At 43.7% G+C, this 664-nt stretch carries 1 protein-coding gene; it reads right to left on the minus strand.

What is annotated here, in order from left to right; genetic code table 11:
* Positions 1–269: 269 nt before the first annotated feature.
* On the minus strand, positions 270–664 hold a 395-nt coding region (locus tag ACQY5W_RS13190; protein ID WP_428025436.1), incomplete at its 5' end, for a hypothetical protein.

The raw sequence follows: 664 nt of genomic DNA on the forward strand, positions 1-664 counted from the left end.
TGATTTGATTGACTCACTCAGTTTGTCCATCAGTCTGAGAATGATAGGTTGAGCTTCGGATGAGATAGGTGCCCAAACACTCATATAGTTGCTCCCAGAAGTGAGCTATAAAGATTGATCCTCTATTGAAGATGATGGTATTTGGGATGTCGTGATAGCGGACAATGTGTGATATGTAAAGCTCGGCGTACTGGCTGACCCTGTATGTGGTGGATATGGGTATAAAGTGGGTTAACTTAGTCAAGTGATCCACAATGATCCATATGGAGTTATACCCACACGAGATGTGGGGCAAACACACAATGAAATCCATGCATATGTTTTCCCACTTCCACTTGGGAATGCTCAAGGGTTGTAGGTTTCTGGCTGGTCTCAAATGATCGGCCTTGACTCTTCAACATGTGTTGCATTTTGCCACATACTTTGCTATCTCTCGCTTCATTCTTGTCCACTAAAACCGCTCTCAAGTCATGATACATCTTAGTGCTCCTAGGATGAATGGAGTACCTCGACGTATGGGCTTTGTCCAATATTTTCTTCTTAAACTCTTCTTTCTTAGGCACAACCAGTCTTTCCTTGAACCATAAGGTCCCTTCCACATCCTCATCGAAACAAGCGACCTTTGGGTCACCTTCTTGCATTCCCCTCTTAATATGACCCATGC

The sequence above is a fragment of the Arcobacter sp. genome (assembly GCF_050300555.1).
Classification (GTDB): Bacteria; Campylobacterota; Campylobacteria; order Campylobacterales; family Arcobacteraceae; genus Arcobacter.